General features: G+C 46.3%; 15 protein-coding genes. 9 read left to right on the top strand and 6 right to left on the bottom strand.

What is annotated here, in order from left to right:
- Window positions 1-29 precede the first annotated feature (29 nt).
- Window positions 30-731, bottom strand: a complete 702-nt coding sequence (locus tag ACO08K_RS26125) for a 2OG-Fe(II) oxygenase (RefSeq protein ID WP_421799434.1) — start codon at window positions 729-731, stop codon at window positions 30-32.
- Between the two features lie 41 nt (window positions 732-772).
- Here ACO08K_RS26125 and ACO08K_RS26120 point away from each other — a divergent pair, with 41 nt between their 5' ends.
- Complete coding sequence (locus ACO08K_RS26120) at window positions 773-1108, top strand: hypothetical protein (protein ID WP_421799433.1); 336 nt, start codon at window positions 773-775, stop codon at window positions 1106-1108.
- 28 nt (window positions 1109-1136) lie between these two features.
- Here ACO08K_RS26120 and ACO08K_RS26115 read toward each other — a convergent pair whose 3' ends face one another.
- Window positions 1137-1931, bottom strand: a complete 795-nt coding sequence (locus ACO08K_RS26115) for an ADP-ribosylglycohydrolase family protein (protein WP_421799432.1) — start codon at window positions 1929-1931, stop codon at window positions 1137-1139.
- Window positions 1932-2158: 227 nt separating this feature from the next.
- Complete coding sequence (locus ACO08K_RS26110; RefSeq protein WP_421799431.1) at window positions 2159-2785, bottom strand: ACP phosphodiesterase; 627 nt, start codon at window positions 2783-2785, stop codon at window positions 2159-2161.
- An 88-nt stretch (window positions 2786-2873) separates the two neighbouring features.
- Between ACO08K_RS26110 and ychF the strand changes: the two genes are divergently transcribed.
- Entirely contained in the window at window positions 2874-3971 is a 1098-nt protein-coding gene (gene ychF / locus ACO08K_RS26105; RefSeq protein ID WP_421799430.1) for a redox-regulated ATPase YchF, read from the top strand.
- A gap of 120 nt (window positions 3972-4091) precedes the next feature.
- Here ychF and ACO08K_RS26100 read toward each other — a convergent pair whose 3' ends face one another.
- The 3 genes from ACO08K_RS26100 to mdh form a co-directional block, all read right to left on the bottom strand.
- Window positions 4092-5192, bottom strand: coding sequence for a vWA domain-containing protein (locus ACO08K_RS26100; RefSeq protein ID WP_421799429.1), 1101 nt, complete (start codon window positions 5190-5192; stop codon window positions 4092-4094).
- 121 nt (window positions 5193-5313) lie between these two features.
- Window positions 5314-5850 (bottom strand): SelL-related redox protein, encoded by a 537-nt coding sequence (locus ACO08K_RS26095; RefSeq protein WP_421799428.1) that lies wholly within the window; start codon window positions 5848-5850, stop codon window positions 5314-5316.
- A 147-nt stretch (window positions 5851-5997) separates the two neighbouring features.
- Window positions 5998-6930 (bottom strand): malate dehydrogenase, encoded by a 933-nt coding sequence (gene mdh / locus ACO08K_RS26090; protein WP_421799427.1) that lies wholly within the window; start codon window positions 6928-6930, stop codon window positions 5998-6000.
- A gap of 261 nt (window positions 6931-7191) precedes the next feature.
- Between mdh and ACO08K_RS26085 the strand changes: the two genes are divergently transcribed.
- The 7 genes from ACO08K_RS26085 (at window position 7192) to ACO08K_RS26055 (ending at window position 16086) form a co-directional block, all read left to right on the top strand.
- Window positions 7192-8691: a T9SS type A sorting domain-containing protein gene (locus tag ACO08K_RS26085; protein ID WP_421799426.1), complete on the top strand. Its 1500-nt coding sequence runs from the start codon at window positions 7192-7194 to the stop codon at window positions 8689-8691.
- Between the two features lie 284 nt (window positions 8692-8975).
- The gene (locus tag ACO08K_RS26080) at window positions 8976-10274 is read left to right on the top strand and encodes an LVIVD repeat-containing protein (protein ID WP_421799425.1); all 1299 of its coding nucleotides are present in this window, start codon (window positions 8976-8978) and stop codon (window positions 10272-10274) included.
- A gap of 75 nt (window positions 10275-10349) precedes the next feature.
- The gene (locus ACO08K_RS26075; RefSeq protein ID WP_421799424.1) at window positions 10350-11153 is read left to right on the top strand and encodes a hypothetical protein; all 804 of its coding nucleotides are present in this window, start codon (window positions 10350-10352) and stop codon (window positions 11151-11153) included.
- Window positions 11154-11220: 67 nt separating this feature from the next.
- Window positions 11221-11793: an RNA polymerase sigma factor gene (locus tag ACO08K_RS26070; RefSeq protein WP_421799423.1), complete on the top strand. Its 573-nt coding sequence runs from the start codon at window positions 11221-11223 to the stop codon at window positions 11791-11793.
- A complete protein-coding gene (locus ACO08K_RS26065; protein ID WP_421799422.1) occupies window positions 11783-13129 on the top strand; it encodes an outer membrane protein in 1347 nt (448 codons plus the stop codon). The genes ACO08K_RS26070 and ACO08K_RS26065 overlap by 11 nt, the downstream gene beginning before the upstream one ends.
- A 263-nt stretch (window positions 13130-13392) precedes the next feature.
- Window positions 13393-14187, top strand: coding sequence for a patatin-like phospholipase family protein (locus tag ACO08K_RS26060; RefSeq protein WP_421799421.1), 795 nt, complete (start codon window positions 13393-13395; stop codon window positions 14185-14187).
- A gap of 69 nt (window positions 14188-14256) precedes the next feature.
- Window positions 14257-16086 carry a CocE/NonD family hydrolase gene (locus ACO08K_RS26055; RefSeq protein WP_421799420.1) on the top strand — a complete coding sequence of 610 codons (1830 nt, stop codon included), beginning with the start codon at window positions 14257-14259 and terminating at the stop codon, window positions 16084-16086.
- Window positions 16087-16136 lie beyond the last annotated feature (50 nt).

Genomic DNA, 16136 nt, shown 5'->3' with positions numbered 1-16136 from the left:
GTCAAGGGTACTTCTCGAACCTTTTTCATTTAACCTACCTTCAACCAACCGGTTATACTCATCCGTGGTGCCTGGGTCAGCAACACTTCGTGTTCCAATTCGCTGCTTTTGAAAAAGACACATTGGCCACTGAGTGGTGCAATGGTTTGCACCCTATCAGGATGGTAAATGCACAGTTCACCACCATCTTCGGGTACCCAATGCTCATTGAGGTATAAAATCATGGAAAAAGCCCGGCTTTTGTCGCTGCGAAACTGATCGAGGTGACGTTTGTAAAAACTGCCTTTTTCATACAAGGCATAATGAAATTCATAGCCCGTAATGCCGGTGTAACAACTTTGATTCAGGTAAAGTACAAAGCTATCCAATAGCTCAAAAAAGCGGTTTTCCAGGGGATGCTGGTGTTGGCGATCCAACCAATAAATCTGGTCGCCCCGGGTGCTTTGATCTTGATGGTGGATATCCTGATTGCCGATTCCGGCAGCGTGGAATTGTTGGCCAGTGTGCAGATCGATCAAATGGGCTTTCAGCTGGGCAGCAAGTTGCCCTTCAAGAAAATTTTCACTTAATCCTACTTTGTCTGCGATAAAACTGTCGATGAGGCAATCAAACTGCTCGTGCAATAGCTTGGATTGAGGTCTGCATGGCGTAAAACCCTGAGGAAGGGTAAGGTAGGGCTTTAATCCATACAATCGGGTAATTGGGAGGTAAATACTGGAGGTATTTCTCAAACCAGGTATTTAGTCCAATAGTATGCCTAAATTTATTAATCATGAAAGAACTATTGGATGAAGATATTTATGAAAAGAAAAAAGGTGATTTATTTGCTAAATTATCCTTTGCCGCAGCTTTGCTGACCTTGTGTTTGCTGGTATATTTATGGATGACAAGGCCGCTCAAGATGCATGCCTGTTATGGTATAAGTCACCATATGCTGGCACTAAACATAATTCTGTTTTCCTTATTGTTTGGTTTCTTATTTGGTTTAATAAGTTTGATAAAAAAAGAAAACCCAAAAATTATGGAGCGCCTGGGAATTGGTTTAAATTTTGCCTTGGTTCTTTTGATTCTTGGCCTCATCATTGCCAGGCAAATTAATGCGTTTTGAGATGAATTCTGCTGTTTCGAGGCTTGGGTTACGCATATTGCTTCTCAAACTCCAGCACCACCTTCAACAATTCCTCATTCAGTTTTCCCACTACAAACTCCAATATTTTTTGAGGAACTGCCTTATAATACGCCGCTGCGATTCCTCCCGCAATACAAGCTAAGGTATCACTATCCCCGTTCAGCGAAATAGCCAATCGAATAGCATTTTCGTAATCACTGCTATCCAGAAAAGCTACAATCGCCTGGGGTACAGAACCCTGGCAAGAAACATCAAAGCCATAGTGTGGCCGCAGGGACTCGATGGTAAAGTTCAGATCGTATGCAAAAGTATGGGCGATGTATTGCCGGATTTCAGCTTTACTTTTACCTGTTCGAGCCAGGAAAATCGCAGCAGCAGTAGCTTGGGCACCTTTGATGCCTTCGGGGTGGTTGTGGGTGACTTCGGCGGATTGTTTCGCAGCCTCCAACACCTGATCCAGATCATCATAAGCAAAACCTACCGCGCTCACTCGCATGGCCGAGCCATTGCCAAAACTGCCATAAGGCTGCCGTTCCTCTGATTCAAGCCACTTGCGAAAGGTACCACCAAAACCTCGACCAGGGTATTTTCGGCCATATTCCCAGATGGTTTTGGCATAATCTTTTTGGTGCAGGATACAATCAGCGACGGCAACGGTGAGGATAGTGTCGTCCGTAAAACGGCACCTTTCATCGTAAAAATCGAAGTAGAAGCTGTCAATTTCCTTCATCTCATAAATGGAACCGATGACATCGCCAGCAATGGCGCCAAGGATAGTGGGGTGGGAGGGTGGTTGGATCATATACTTAGTTTTAAATCAAAACGAAGTACATGGTCTTTTAGTTCCAAAAGGATCAGTTATTTTTACAAAAACCGCCAACCCACGAGAAAGGGTGCGTGTGTGAGGTGTGAAAGTGTGGGTGTGTTGGCCTTTCATTCCCTGAAGTAACCCGCCAACCCACGAGAATCCCACGATTTAAATCGTGGGTTATATCCGTGGGAGGCCACATCCCAATCCAGCCCATGACTTTAGTCGTGGGTGGTATCGTGGGGTGTATCGTGGGTGGTGTCGTGGGTCACAGGAAAAACATCCCGCACATACCCCAACACCTCCGGAAAAAACCACCGAAACTCCTCATCCATCTCCTCCCGAAATACCTTCAACGTATCCACTGCGCCCTCCAAATGCTCCGGCATGGAGGTCCGGCTTTTCATGCGCATAAAGGTGTACTCCAACCCTTCATACAGCCCATAACTGCGCAACCAATCCGCTTCGACCATCCCCTGCACCCTTTTTTGCATTACGGCAGACATACTTGGCAGGTACTGATGCAGAGCAGAGTAAGCTTTTTGGCGGAAGGCGCTAAAGTCTTCCGACGTATACTCCGCCCAATTGTGCACCAAAAAATAGTCGTAATATACATCTACCAACACGGGTGCGTATTTGCGGTGGCGCGGATACAGGCGCTGGATGCTCTGGCGCACTGCGGCATGGCTATCGGTATAATGGTCAATCTGGCGATGCAGCACTATGCCCCGTCGCACTTCAGCTGGCAACTCGTTCACTTCCCGGTTACTGATGAAATCAGCCAGGAAATTTCCTGCCATCAGAGCTGGATCGTCGCCAGATAAGAAAAAATGAGCCAAAAAATTCATTGTAAAGTTTATCTTTGCCGCGCCTTTTAAAAAATGGTTGAGGTAGCCGAGGCATCAACTCCTCAACCTTTCACAACTTTCTCGCAATATGGCACTAAAATGTGGAATTGTTGGTTTACCCAACGTAGGAAAATCTACCCTTTTTAATGCGTTGACCAATGCCAAGGCACTGGCGGCCAATTATCCCTTTGCCACTAAGGAGCCCAACGTGGGTATGATCACCGTGCCTGACCGCCGGATGGACAAGTTGGTGGAACTCATTGGCCCGCGCTCCGTGGTGCCTACCACTGTAGAAATCGTCGACATTGCCGGGTTGATCAAGGGAGCCAGCAAGGGTGAGGGTTTGGGCAACCAGTTTCTGGGTAACATCCGGGAGGTGGACGCCATCATTCATGTCGTACGCTGTTTTGAAGACGGCAATGTTGTACACGTGGATGGCAGCGTAGACCCGGTGCGCGACAAGGAGGTGATTGATACCGAATTGATCCTCAAAGACATCGATACAGCTGAAAAACGCCTTGACAAAGCTAAAAAAGCGGCAAAAAGTGGTGGAAAGGAAGAACTGCGTGTGGTTGACCATGTGGAAAAAATTCTGGCCCACCTGCAAGACGCCAAACCAGCTCGTTCCTGTGACCTGGACGATGAAGGGCAGGCCATTTTGAAAGACATGATGTTGCTCACGGGTAAGCCTATTCTTTATGTGTGTAACGTGGACGAAGCCTCAGTAATTAGTGGTAATGCGCACTCTGAAGCCTTCAAAAAAGCCGTTTCCGCTGAACCCGCGGAGGTTATCTTGATCAGTGCTGCCATCGAGGCGGATATTGCGGAGCTGGAGAGTTATGAAGAGCGCATGGAGTTCTTGGCAGATATGGGCCTGGACGAACCAGGTGTCAATGTCTTGATCCACGCTGCGTATAAGTTACTGGATCTGATCACCTACTTCACGGCTGGTGAAAAAGAGGTACGCGCCTGGACGATCCGCAAGGGCACCAAAGCACCAGGGGCGGCAGGTGTAATTCACTCCGACTTCGAAAAAGGCTTTATCCGTGCTGAAGTGATCAAATACGACGATTACATCAAATATGGCTCTGAACCTGCGGTAAAAGAAGTAGGTAAAATGGGTGTAGAGGGTAAGGAATACGTCGTTACCGACGGGGACATCATGCACTTCCGCTTCAATGTATAACTTTCTCAGGTGTCTCTTGAGTGCCTTAAGTTTCTTAGGTGGTGAAAAAATACCATGCCTGCGAAGCAGGCTTTTCTTTTCACCACCTAAGAAACTTAAGGCACTTAAGGGACACCTGAGTTAGCGTGCTCGCTTTGACTTATTCGTCTTGTAATCCCGGAACACAAACTCTCCCAAGCCTTCCAGGCTACTGTAAAAAGCCTTGCCATTGTTGGCCCGTGTGAAGGAATCTACAAATTTGACCAGGTAAGGGTCCCGAGCAATCATAAAGGTAGTGATCGGAATGCTTAATTTCCGGCAACTTTGCGCCAGGTTCAGCGTCCGCGTCAAGATTTTCCGATCAATGCCAAAGCTGTTCTTATAGTATTTTTTCCCTTTTTTAATACAAGTCGGTTTACCATCCGTGATCATGAAGATCTGCTTGTTAGGGTTGCGTCGACGGCGCAAGATGTCCATGGCCAGCTCAAGTCCGGCAACGGTATTGGTATGATAAGGCCCAACTTGTAAGTAGGGGAGGTCTTTGATTTCGATTTGCCAGGCGTCGTCGCCAAAGACAATGATGTCCAGAGTGTCTTTGGGGTAACGGGTGGTGATGAATTCAGAAAGTGCCATGGCTACCCGCTTCGCAGGCGTAATGCGGTCTTCACCGTACAAAATCATCGAGTGGGAAATGTCGATCATCAATACGGTGCTGGTTTGGCTTTGGTAGAAGGTCTCGTGTACCTCCAAGTCTTCGTGTGCCAGTTTGAATTCTTCGATGCCGTGGTTGATCTGGGCATTGCGGAGCGATTCGGAGATGGCCAGTTTGTCCAGTTGGTCTCCAAACTCATAAGGTCGGAGTTCGGCAGTGAGCTCATCGCCACGACCTTCCGATTTTGTGCTATGGTTGCCTTGTTTGGCTTTTTTGATGTTGCCAAAAATATCTTCCAGGGCTTTTTGCCGCAAGGCAATTTCCATTTTGGCGGCAATGCTGAAGCCACCTTGTTTCTCATCGGGTTGGCGCAGGTACCCTTTGTCAATCAGGTCTTGGAAAAAGTCGGCGATGCCATAGTTTTCATCCGTAAGCTTGTACTCTTTGTCCAGCTCGGTCAACCAGGACATGGCTTCGTTGACGTCGCCAGAAGTGTACAGCAACAATTCCTGAAATATTTTGAGCAGCTTTTCGAAGGGGGTTCCTCCTTCTTCGCCGGGTTGATATTCACCAAATTTCCATCCAATCATTGGACTCTGGGTTGTGAAAATTTTAGGCAGAATAGCCCTAAACAGGTTCTAAAGTAATTGGAACACCAAAGCAGGGGTGTTCGGTTTATCGAAGGTAAGAAAAACTTGTAAAAGGATTGATTCAATCCAGGACACAACACTTGAGCAGCTCCTCGTAGTCGGGGCGATCAGAGGAAAGGTTGTGGATAAAACTTTCCCGGATTTCACCATTTTGGATTACAAAAACGCCAGGCATTTGAAAACCATCACCCAATTGAGGCCCGGCACCATGGCCCGCTACGACTGCTGCAGAAAATCCCCGAATCCAGGAGTGCAAACCAAAAAGCTGGTTGAAATTGCCTTTCATCAAACCAAAGGCACGGTAAAAAGTGCAGTCCGGGTCACTGATATGAATGGCATCCTCTAAATTGTAACGGGAAAAATAACGTTCGGCAATGTCAGCGTCAGTCATGTGGACAAAGACAATTCTGGTCCCGGTAGACTCTATTTCCTTGCGGCGTTTGGAAATATCGGATAAGGCTTCGCGACAAAATACACAGCCGAAATGGCGCAGAAAGACGAGCAAGACCGGAGCTTCAGCGGCCGCCTTGCGCAAGCTTTCTCCAGTGTTGGTGATCATTTGATCAAGAATCTCTCCTTGCATTTCAACCGAAACCATAAAACAGAGTTTTACTAGGTAACAAAGGAGAGTGGAAAAGGTTCAGAAGGGATCAGCAATGAGCGATCAGCAATCAGGTGGGTGATCGAATAAGATCGAATTTAGCACCAACGTGATTGCTGACAGCTCATTGCTGACAGCTGAGGGCTACAGCCCCATATTGTCGTACACATCCATCACCGACTTCACAGCAACGGAAGAATCGTGCAACAATTTCATTTCATCGGCATCCAGTTTCAATTCGATCATCTCGGTGATACCGGATTTACCCAATTTGACGGGAATACCTACAAAAGTATCTGTTAAGCCGTATTGGCCACTCAGGTTTACACAGCAAGGGAAGATGCGGTTTTCATCTTTTAGGATGGCCTCAACCATTTGCGCAGCAGCAGCACCTGGAGCATACCAGGCGGAAGTACCCATCAAGTTGACGAGTTCACCACCACCTACTTTGGTGCGCTCTACGATTGCATTGAGCTTGTCGGCATCGATCAGTTCGGTAACTGGGATACCCGCCACAGTGGTATAACGAGGCAGTGGCACCATGGTGTCGCCGTGGCCACCCATCAGGACTGCCTGGATGTCTTTAGGCGAAACCTGCAAGGCTTCGGCCAAAAAAGCACGGTAACGCGCTGTATCCAGAATACCAGCCATACCAAATACCTTGGTAGCTGGCAAACCTGCTGTTTTGTAAGCAGCGTAAGTCATTACATCCAGTGGGTTGGACACCACAATGATGATCGGCGCTTTAGTATGCTCAAGGATGGAGCGGGTAACGCTGTTGACAATTTTTGCGTTGGTCGAAATCAAATCATCGCGGCTCATCCCAGGTTTGCGGGGAACCCCAGCAGTGATCACCACGATGTCGGAACCTGCAGTATCCGCATAATTATCGGTACCACGCAGGTGGGTGCTGTAATAATCGATGGGGGCTTGTTGCCAGGTATCCAGGGCCTTGCCTTTGGCCATGTTGCCCTGAATGTCCAACAATACGATTTCTTTAACAATGTCCCGGTGTGCCAGTACGTTGGCTACGGTAGCTCCTACGTTACCAGCGCCAACAACGGTTACTTTGCTCATTTTATATTCTTTTATGAAAGTTAAAATTGACTGATTTGAAGGTGTAAGGGACGTTTAAATGGTCAGAAAAGCCCCATTAAACTGCCCTTTGAGGATTCCCCGCAATATTAGGGAATTATTTCTGCAATGTTCGGCTGAGGACAAAAGATTTACTGAATTTTTGCAAAACTTTCAAATTCGCCCGATTATTAGTAGCTTCACCCTCAGTTTTACGAGCTTTTTGAGAGACACTAGTTTACATCACCACTTAACACCCCCTGTATGCGTTTTGTACGCTATACGTTACCATTCTGTTTTATACTGTTGGGATGCCTGTTTTTACAGGGCCAGCCCCTCATTCCTTGCGCCACTCCTGCAATTAAATCAAGCTGGTTGACCGAGTTTCAAAAACGACAGCGGACGCCACAATTGCGCTCTGATGAGAACAAATACATCGCCATGACGATTCACGTCGTTGGTACTGATGAAGGCAAGGAGTACATTGGGGGCAACATCATTTTGGATGCTTTGTGCTCACTCAATGACAAGTATGCATCTACTGGACTACAATTTTTTGTCAAAGGAGATATTCAATACATCAACAACAGCATCCTTTTTGACCACGATAAAACCACATTTCCACAAATTCCCAATCTGTTTTCCCGCTACAATGTACCCGAAACAGTAAACGTCTACTTTGTACGCGACCCAATGGATGCCTGTGGATACAACTACATGCCTGGCGGACAAAGTATGGCCATTGTGCTCAGTAATGATTGCACCAATGGGAAAGACGCCAACTGGGCCCATGAAATGGGGCATTATTTGTCTTTACCACATACCTTCTATGGCTGGGAAATGGAAAATGTCGACCCTTCAAAACCTGCCCCACATGAAACCAAAATGGGTATTGAAGTCGAAATGTCAAATGGCAGCAATTGTGAATTTGCTGGTGATGGTTTTTGTGATACACCTTCCGATTACTTATCCGGCCGTTGGGAATGTGACGGCAAAGGGATAAGTATCATCAAACAAATGGACCCCGATGGAAATTACTTTTGTTCGGACGGCTCCTTGATCATGTCTTATTCCTTGGGAATCTGTGCCAATCGCTTTTCACCCAGTCAGGTTGGTGCCATGCACAGCTATTTGGGAGAGGCATTGCCCCACCATTTTATGCCAACCGCACCTTGCCAAAACATAGAACCAATAGGAGACATTCTTCAATTCCCTGGCAATAAGGTAGTGGTGAGTTCTTACAATCGCAAAATCATGTTTCAGTGGAACCACGCAGAAAATGCTAGTGGTTACTTGTTGGAAGTGAGTTTGTTGGCCAACTTTGGGACTGTGGTGTACCGGGGGATTACGCGGGATACCGCTGTAGAGGTAGCTAATTTGAGCAGTTCCCGGCCTTATTATTGGCGGATCCGGCCCTTCAATGCCATGTACGCCTGCAAGTCTTATTCCTCTACTCGCTCGTTTACCATCAATCAATCCACTACGGGAGTACCTTTATTGGAAACAATCCACAAACTTGAACTTTATCCCAATCCAATTCAAGCAGGCGAATCCATTCGTTTGCGATTTGAGGCGGATGAAAACATGGCTTTGAATGCTGTTTTGGCCAATGCTTTAGGTGAGGTGGTTCACCAACAAAAAATCCAGACTAGCGTCGGAAACAATGATTATTTGCTTAATCCCAATTTGCTTCCAGCGGGCATTTATCATTTGTGGTTAAAGGGAGAAAAAGGCGCTATTTCGAGAAAGCTGATCGTACATTAAGTCTTTTTTGGGTTAAATCTAAGCAAGACAATTAACCATATACTAATTCCAATAGGCTTGTATGCTGCCATACAAGCCTATTTTTTTGCGCATTTATAACTGTTCCCCACCAAATCAATTTAAAATAAGTGGATTGGCGCAAAAAAATCTACAATTTACCAACCTCTTTCGAACAAGGCCCGTCTTCCGAAAATGAAGTAGCTACTTTGCATTTATAATTCCTGATAACTCATTGACTTTGGATTTTAACTGAGTGAAATCTAAAGCCGAGCAAAAAACCTGACATGATGCTACGTAAACATTTTCTCACTGGACTATTGGGACTGTTGTTGATGACAGGGCTGACCAGTTGTTTGAAGGATTCCTGTGAAACCTCTACGACCTACATTCGGTATGATCCGCAATACATTAATGGCAAAGAATTGCGCAAAGACATTTTGCCAGAAGCACCCAGAGCAATCAAGGATGCAGGTAAGATATACGTTTATGAAGAGTACCTGTTCATCAACGAACCTGAAGAAGGATTCCATATAGTGGACAATCGCAACCCCAAAGCACCTGTGCCAGTTGCATTTGTGCCCATCCCTGGGAATATCGATATGGCGGTACGGAACAATATCCTCTACGCCGACAGCTGGGTAGATTTGGTCATGATCAATATTGAAGACCCCAAGAACCCAAAATTTGCAGGCCGGGTCAAGGATGCTTTTCCCAATTATGGAGTTGATCCAGAAAAAGGATACTTGGTTACCTATAAAGAAACTGAAACCACCGAGGTGGTGCCTTCTTGTGACCAGGGCGGCATTGTATTTTTCCGGGGCGGAGGACTTTGGCTGCAAGCAGATGCTGCAATCAGAACCTTTAGCAATGGATCAGCAAGTGGTTCTAAAGTAGGCGCACCTGGAGGAAGTACGGTAGGTATTGGTGGCTCCACTGCAAGATTCACGATCACTGCAAACCATTTGTACACCGTAGATCGTTCTAACTTACGGGTGTTCAGTTTGTTGAACGCAACCGAACCTAAAATGGCTAGCAATGTTGGCATTGGTTGGGACATCGAAACGATTTACCCATACGAGGACAAACTCTTTATTGGAGGTATGTCAGGGATGCAGATTTTTGATGCAACTGACCCTGAGGCACCCAAGTTTTTGGCCAACTTCCAACACGCAAGAGCTTGTGATCCCGTCGTGGCTCAAGGCAATCGGGCTTATGTAACCTTGAGAGAAGGTACGGTTTGTCAAGGCTTCAACAATCAATTGGATGTGTTGGACATTACCGAAATCACCAACCCTAAATTGCTTACAACTTACAAGATGCACAAGCCTATTGGTTTGTCGATTACGGGCGATGTGTTGATGATTTGTGATAGTGACGAGGGATTAAAGGTGTTTGATGCCAAAGATGATTTTGCAATAGACAAAAATCAATTGTCACATCTGGACGATTTTGATGCGTTTGATGTCATTGCACTGGAAAAAGAAGGCCTGGCGATCATCACCGGGAAAAATGGAATTTATCAGTACGATTATTCCAATCCAAAGAAAATGGTGCGTTTGAGTGTGTTGAATGTTTCGAAATGATCAGTTTAACTGCAAAAACACGGAGCTTAATACTTTCTTTGAACCTCCGTGTTTTTGCGGTAAAAAATAAAGCCAATGAAGTACACCTACCTATTTGTGCTGTTGTTTTTCACACTTTCCCATGTTGTAGGGCAAAACAAGACCAAGCTTGAAGCCCAAAGTAAGATACCCAAACAAGATTTGGTCGTCTTAAAAACAGGGAAAAGAATTTGGGGCGAAATCCAGTTTTACGAACTAGGAAAAGCCATGGTGTTCCGCACGGATGATGGAGTTTTGATGAAAATTCCCTTTGAAATTCTAGATAAGTTCGTAGCTGGAGCGCACACCACAAATGTGGAATACTTTTTGAAACCTGAAAAGCCTGAAAAGCCTTTTTTGGAAGCGGAGACTTTTTACAATAACTTCGCTTTGTTTATGCCCTTTGGGGTTAAAACAACCGCAAACAGCAGATCAGGTCTGGGCTTTGAATATAGTTTTGGGATGCAAATGACCCCCCGTTTGGGCGTGGGCTTGGGTACCGGGATGAACTTCATGTTCGGAGGAATTTCTGATCGACTTATTCCTATTGTAGCTGAAATCAGGTATTACAACGAGCCTGAGCGACGCCACCGGGCCTATGCACTACTGGATAGCGGCTACAGTGTGGGCTGGTCAGCTGACAAACAAACGGAGGCATACGCTTTCAAAGGGGGGTGGCGTATTCACCCTGCTTTAGGCGTTGTTTGGCACAACGTCAAGACCACCCGTTTTACCACAGAGATTGGATACTGGCACCAACGGGCTACCCTGGTTGAAGACTGGTGGGAATCTAGCCGCTGGCGGAGAGAAAATGACTACAAATTGAATCGTTGGGTGTTAAAAATGGGTCTACTGTTTTGATCTCAGTGGTCACTGAGCGAAGTCGAAGTGCCGCTTAGATCAAAACACTACACCAAGGACTAGAAACATGGCGCAAAACCCGCAACAACAACACACCGAAAAAGAGATAGTGGCAGGCTGTGCAGCCAATAGTCGCTACTATCAGGAACTCCTTTACCGGCAGTACTTCCCGGTGATGTTGAGGATGTGTATGCGCTATACGGAAGACCGCGACGTGGCACTTGAAATCATCAACAATGGCTTCTTAAAGGTTTTTCAAAAAATCGACACCTTCACTTTTAGTGGGTCATTGGAAGGCTGGATCCGCAGGGTGGTATTTCACTGTTTGTCAGACTATTTCCGGCAAAACAGCACTCGAAAATTCGACTTTTTGGAATTAGATGGACGGGACGCACCAACCCGATCCTCTGCTTTGTCCAATTTATACCTGGAAGACATTTTGAGCCTGGTAGATCGATTGCCAGATGTCAGCCAACGGGTATTCCGCTTGTACGCCATTGAAGGATATACCCATGCTGAAATTGGCGAATTACTGAACATGAGTGAGGGTACTTCCAAATGGTACCTGTCTATTGCACGAAAAGAACTGAAAGAGATGATCAATCGTCAACTCAATAACCAACGGAACTATGCGGGATAATTTACACGAGGATTTGTTCGCCGATCACGCTTGGCAGGAAATGCACAAGTTATTGGATCGGGAAATGCCGCAGCGCAAGCGTAGGGGAGCCTTCTGGTTGTGGTTCCTGCCTGCACTCGGCTTGTGTGTGTTGTTGGGCCGTGATACCTTATTGGAGGGCAAAATTCCCGTTGCCGAAGAAAAACCACAGCAAAGCCAACCTGTCATTGCACAGGGGAAAAAGCACACTGTACAACCTGCTGACAAACACAGCAAAACCAACCCCGAAGAGCCAACATCAGCGCCTGTGCAGCAAGCCGAGCGTAAAACTGAGGCCATTGCTGCATTGGCACCTGCTCGTGGAGTAGAAAAATCGCAAAAAACGGGCAAGAACAGATTGAGCACTGGTACGAAAACCCGACAAGAGCCCCAGATTCTTGTCGATAGGACAGCTACATCAGGTGATCTGCTCCCTGCTAATGTCCTTAAAAATGAAGCCATTCCTACTGTTGCAGCTATTGAAGGTAACGTAGGTGTTCCCAGCTCGAATTCTGCGGAGCAAGATCATACAGCCCTGGATGAACCTTCCGTGGAAAGATGGAGCGCAAGCGAGTTTTTGAACACCCGCAAGCCGGATTTAAATCTGCCCTCAGTGGAAATGGAAAAAGTCAGCATCAAACCCCAGCGGGCCAGGCAAAAACTGGAGTGGTGGGCCGAGGCTGGCACCCAGTTGGCTTCAGGGGTAAAAGGACTGAGTGGTTATAAGGCAGGTATTCTGAGCGGCATTCCAATTGGACGGATGCGCATTCTAACTGGATTGAACTATGAAATGACCGAAGTAGGCATACAAAGTATCCAACGGGATATTTTGACCGGTAAAGAAAACATTAGTGGGATAAAAGTGGCTGTTGCAGATAGAACCTCTGTTTCAGCAGGTCAGAACAATAGCCAATCTGTGTCGAGTATCCATTTTCAGGTGGTCAATTTAAGTTTATCCTTGTATCATCCCATCGGAAAACGATTTGGTGTTGCTTTTGGCGGTAATTTGCATTACCTGGGTGGAATAAAATTGGGCAACCAGTACATTCGGAGCACCCTTTTTGACAATGTTGAAAACAGCTTGCAGTTCTCAACAACAGTTGGAAATTCATTGGCTCAACCTCAAGACGACAATTTGTCAAAAAACAGCTTCCGCTCTTTCGGCTTTTCGGCTCAAGGAGCTGTGTCGTACCGCATCTCTACACGCTGGAGCGCTAGCTTAGGTTATCGGCAGTCCTTGCAGCACTTCACGAAAACGAGTGATTTGTTGTTGAAACCGAGTTGGGTGGATTTGGGACTGCGGTATCGGATAAAGTAAGCGTTTAGGTTCACTATACAACTTTACCAAAGCGACACTTTTAAGCACAAAGGACACAAAGGCAGTACAAAGGTCACAAAGTTAGGCGTTGACGACGCCTTCCTTGGTGCTCTTTGTACTGCCTTTGTGTCCTTTGTGCTCATATGTCGCATTGAGATTGTTTTTTTTGAAAAAATTCATCCTTTGATCTCCCCACATACTTGCATCCCACCTCAAAATCGTTTAACTTCTCTCACAATTCTATCACCCAAAACTTGCCCACTATGTTAAACACTGGCCTTGTATTATCCGGGGGCGGCATCAAAGGAATGGCCCATTTGGGACTGGTCAAAGCCCTGAGAGAACACGAAATTGATTTTGATTGTATTGCAGGTTCCAGCGCAGGAGCTTTGACGGGAGCTTTGATCGCCGCAGGTCATAGTCCAGAGGAGAGCTTGGAGTTTTTTAAAGCCACCCCACTGTTTAGCATTTATTATTACTCAACTTCCAAGCCCGGCCTGCTTGACTCCGAAAAATTCCGACCCATTTTTGAAAAATACTTCCCGGACGATGCTTTTGAAGTATTACAAAAACCCCTTTATGTCACCACGACCAATTTGGAGAAAGGGGATTGGGAGGTACACAACAGTGGAGAACTCATCAATGTGTTGTTGGCTTCGGCTTCTTTGCCACCCGTTTTTTCGCCCATGTTGATCGATGGCGCCATGCACGCTGATGGAGGAATCATGAACAATTTTCCATTAGAACCACTGCAAGAGCGTTGTAATTTTTTGATGGGTAGCTATGTACACCCCATTTCGCCAATCAAGGGCAGTGATGTTAAAAGTTCAATGCAGGTAGCCATGCGTGCAATGGATTTATCGCGTTTCGCTATCGTGCAACCGAAATTGGCTTCCTGTCACTTCTTGTTTGCACCTCCAGGCATCGAAGCCATTGGGATGCTCGACCGTAAAGCAATTGATAAAGCTTTCAACCTGGGCTACGAAAATGCCTGCAACGAAATGCCCAAATTGCAAAAATTGCTGAAAAAAGAATGGGAGGCTGCTTTTGATTATTGAGCAATTGAGGGAATTGGATTGGAGGTGTTTTAAGGGGAATTTGGTATATTGAGCACAAATCCAACACCAATGAAACCTTATTTACTTCTCGCCATTTCCTGGCTTATTGGGTTACCCCTTTGGGCTCAGGAATCCATTCCTGAATCTCGCTACGAAAAAAAATCCGTCATGATTCCTATGCGTGACGGCATTAAATTGCATACGGTCATTTTTGTGCCCAAAGAAAGCCAGGAGCCCCTGCCTTTTTTGCTCAGCCGAACTCCATATGGTGTGGCAGATGCTGCATTTCCTGAGCGTAGCCAACCTGAGCTGGCCAAAGAAGGTTTTATTTTTGTCAAACAAGACATCAGAGGGCGTTATTTGTCGGAAGGCAAATTCGAAATGTTGCGCATGACCCGCGACTCCAAAGTACCCAACAGTATTGATGAAAGTACGGACACCTATGACACAATCGATTGGTTGTTGAAAAACATCGCCAACAACAATGGTAAGGCGGGAATTTTTGGCGTTTCTTACGATGGTTGGACCAGCATGATGGCCCTTATTGATCCGCACCCTGCGCTAAAAGCAGTTTCAGAACAAGCCACTCCCGCCGACTGGTTCATCAACGACGACATGCACCACAATGGCGCCTTTCGCCTCAGTTATGGCTTTGACTATGCCTTTATGGAAGAAGCAGGCAAAACGGATACCCTATTCCCTTTTGATACCCACGACAACTACGAATGGTACCTGCGCCTGGGGCCTTTGTCCAACGTGAACGACAAGTACTTTAAAAATACCATTCCAAGCTGGAACAACTTTGTAAACCACCCGAACTACGATGCTTTTTGGAAAAAACAATCCTTGCTGTACCGCTTTGAAAACCGGCCACTTACGGTCCCCACACAACACGTAGCAGGCTGGTACGATCAGGAAGATTTTGCTGGGCCACTGTTCATGTACGATCTGCTGGAAAAAAAAGATCAAAACAACCTCAATTACATCGTGATCGGTCCCTGGAATCACGGTGGCTGGTCGCGGGGCGAAGGAAGTTCACTCGGCAATTTGCAATTCGGGGTACCCACTGCTAAAAACTTTCGGGAAACCATGCAATTGACCTGGTTCAGTTATCACCTGAAAGGTAAAGGAGATGGGCAATTTGCCGAGGCGACCATTTTTCAAACCGGAGCTAACCAATGGAAAAAATACAATTCCTGGACGCCCAAACAAGCAATTCCGCAGGCGCTATACTTTCACCCGAAAGGAAAGTTATCCTTCGAAAAACCAGCCAGTACGATAGCCAATATTTTCGATGCTTTTGTTTCTGATCCCGCGAATCCCGTTCCTTACCGTAGTCGACCCATCGAACAAACCTATGGCCCCGGCTCACGCTGGTTTACCTGGATGACGGAAGACCAAAGATTTGTGCACCATCGCCCCGATGTACTGAGTTGGGAAACGGAGGTGCTGGAAAATGATGTAACCATTTCAGGAAAAGTGCTGGCCCAATTGTATGCCTCAACTTCCGCCTCCGACGCCGACTGGATCGTCAAACTCATCGACGTTCACCCTGCTATGGATGAAAAAAACCGTCGCATGAGTGGCTACCAGCAAATGGTGACTGCGGACGTGCTGCGGGGGCGTTTCCGCAAAGGCTTTGAAACACCACTGCCAGTTAAACCCAATGAGGTCAATGCCTATACCGTGGACTTGCTACAAGCAGATCACGTTTTCAAAAAAGGCCATAAAATTATGGTGCAGGTGCAAAGTACCTGGTTCCCGCTGATTGACCGGAACCCCCAAAAGTTTGTACCGAATATCTTTTTGGCTAAAGAAAGTGATTATGTAAAAGCGGAACATCGGGTGTATCGGAGTGGGACGTTTGCGTCGCGGGTGGAGGTGATGGTGGTGAAGTAGGCAAACTAAATTTAGACTTGGTTATTTCTTCTCGAAGAAGAATTCTGTTG

This window comes from Haliscomenobacter sp. (assembly GCF_965225875.1).
Lineage (GTDB): Bacteria > Bacteroidota > Bacteroidia > Chitinophagales > Saprospiraceae > Haliscomenobacter.
Note: the sequence above shows the minus strand (reverse complement) of the source record. Positions and strands in the feature narration are given on the sequence as shown.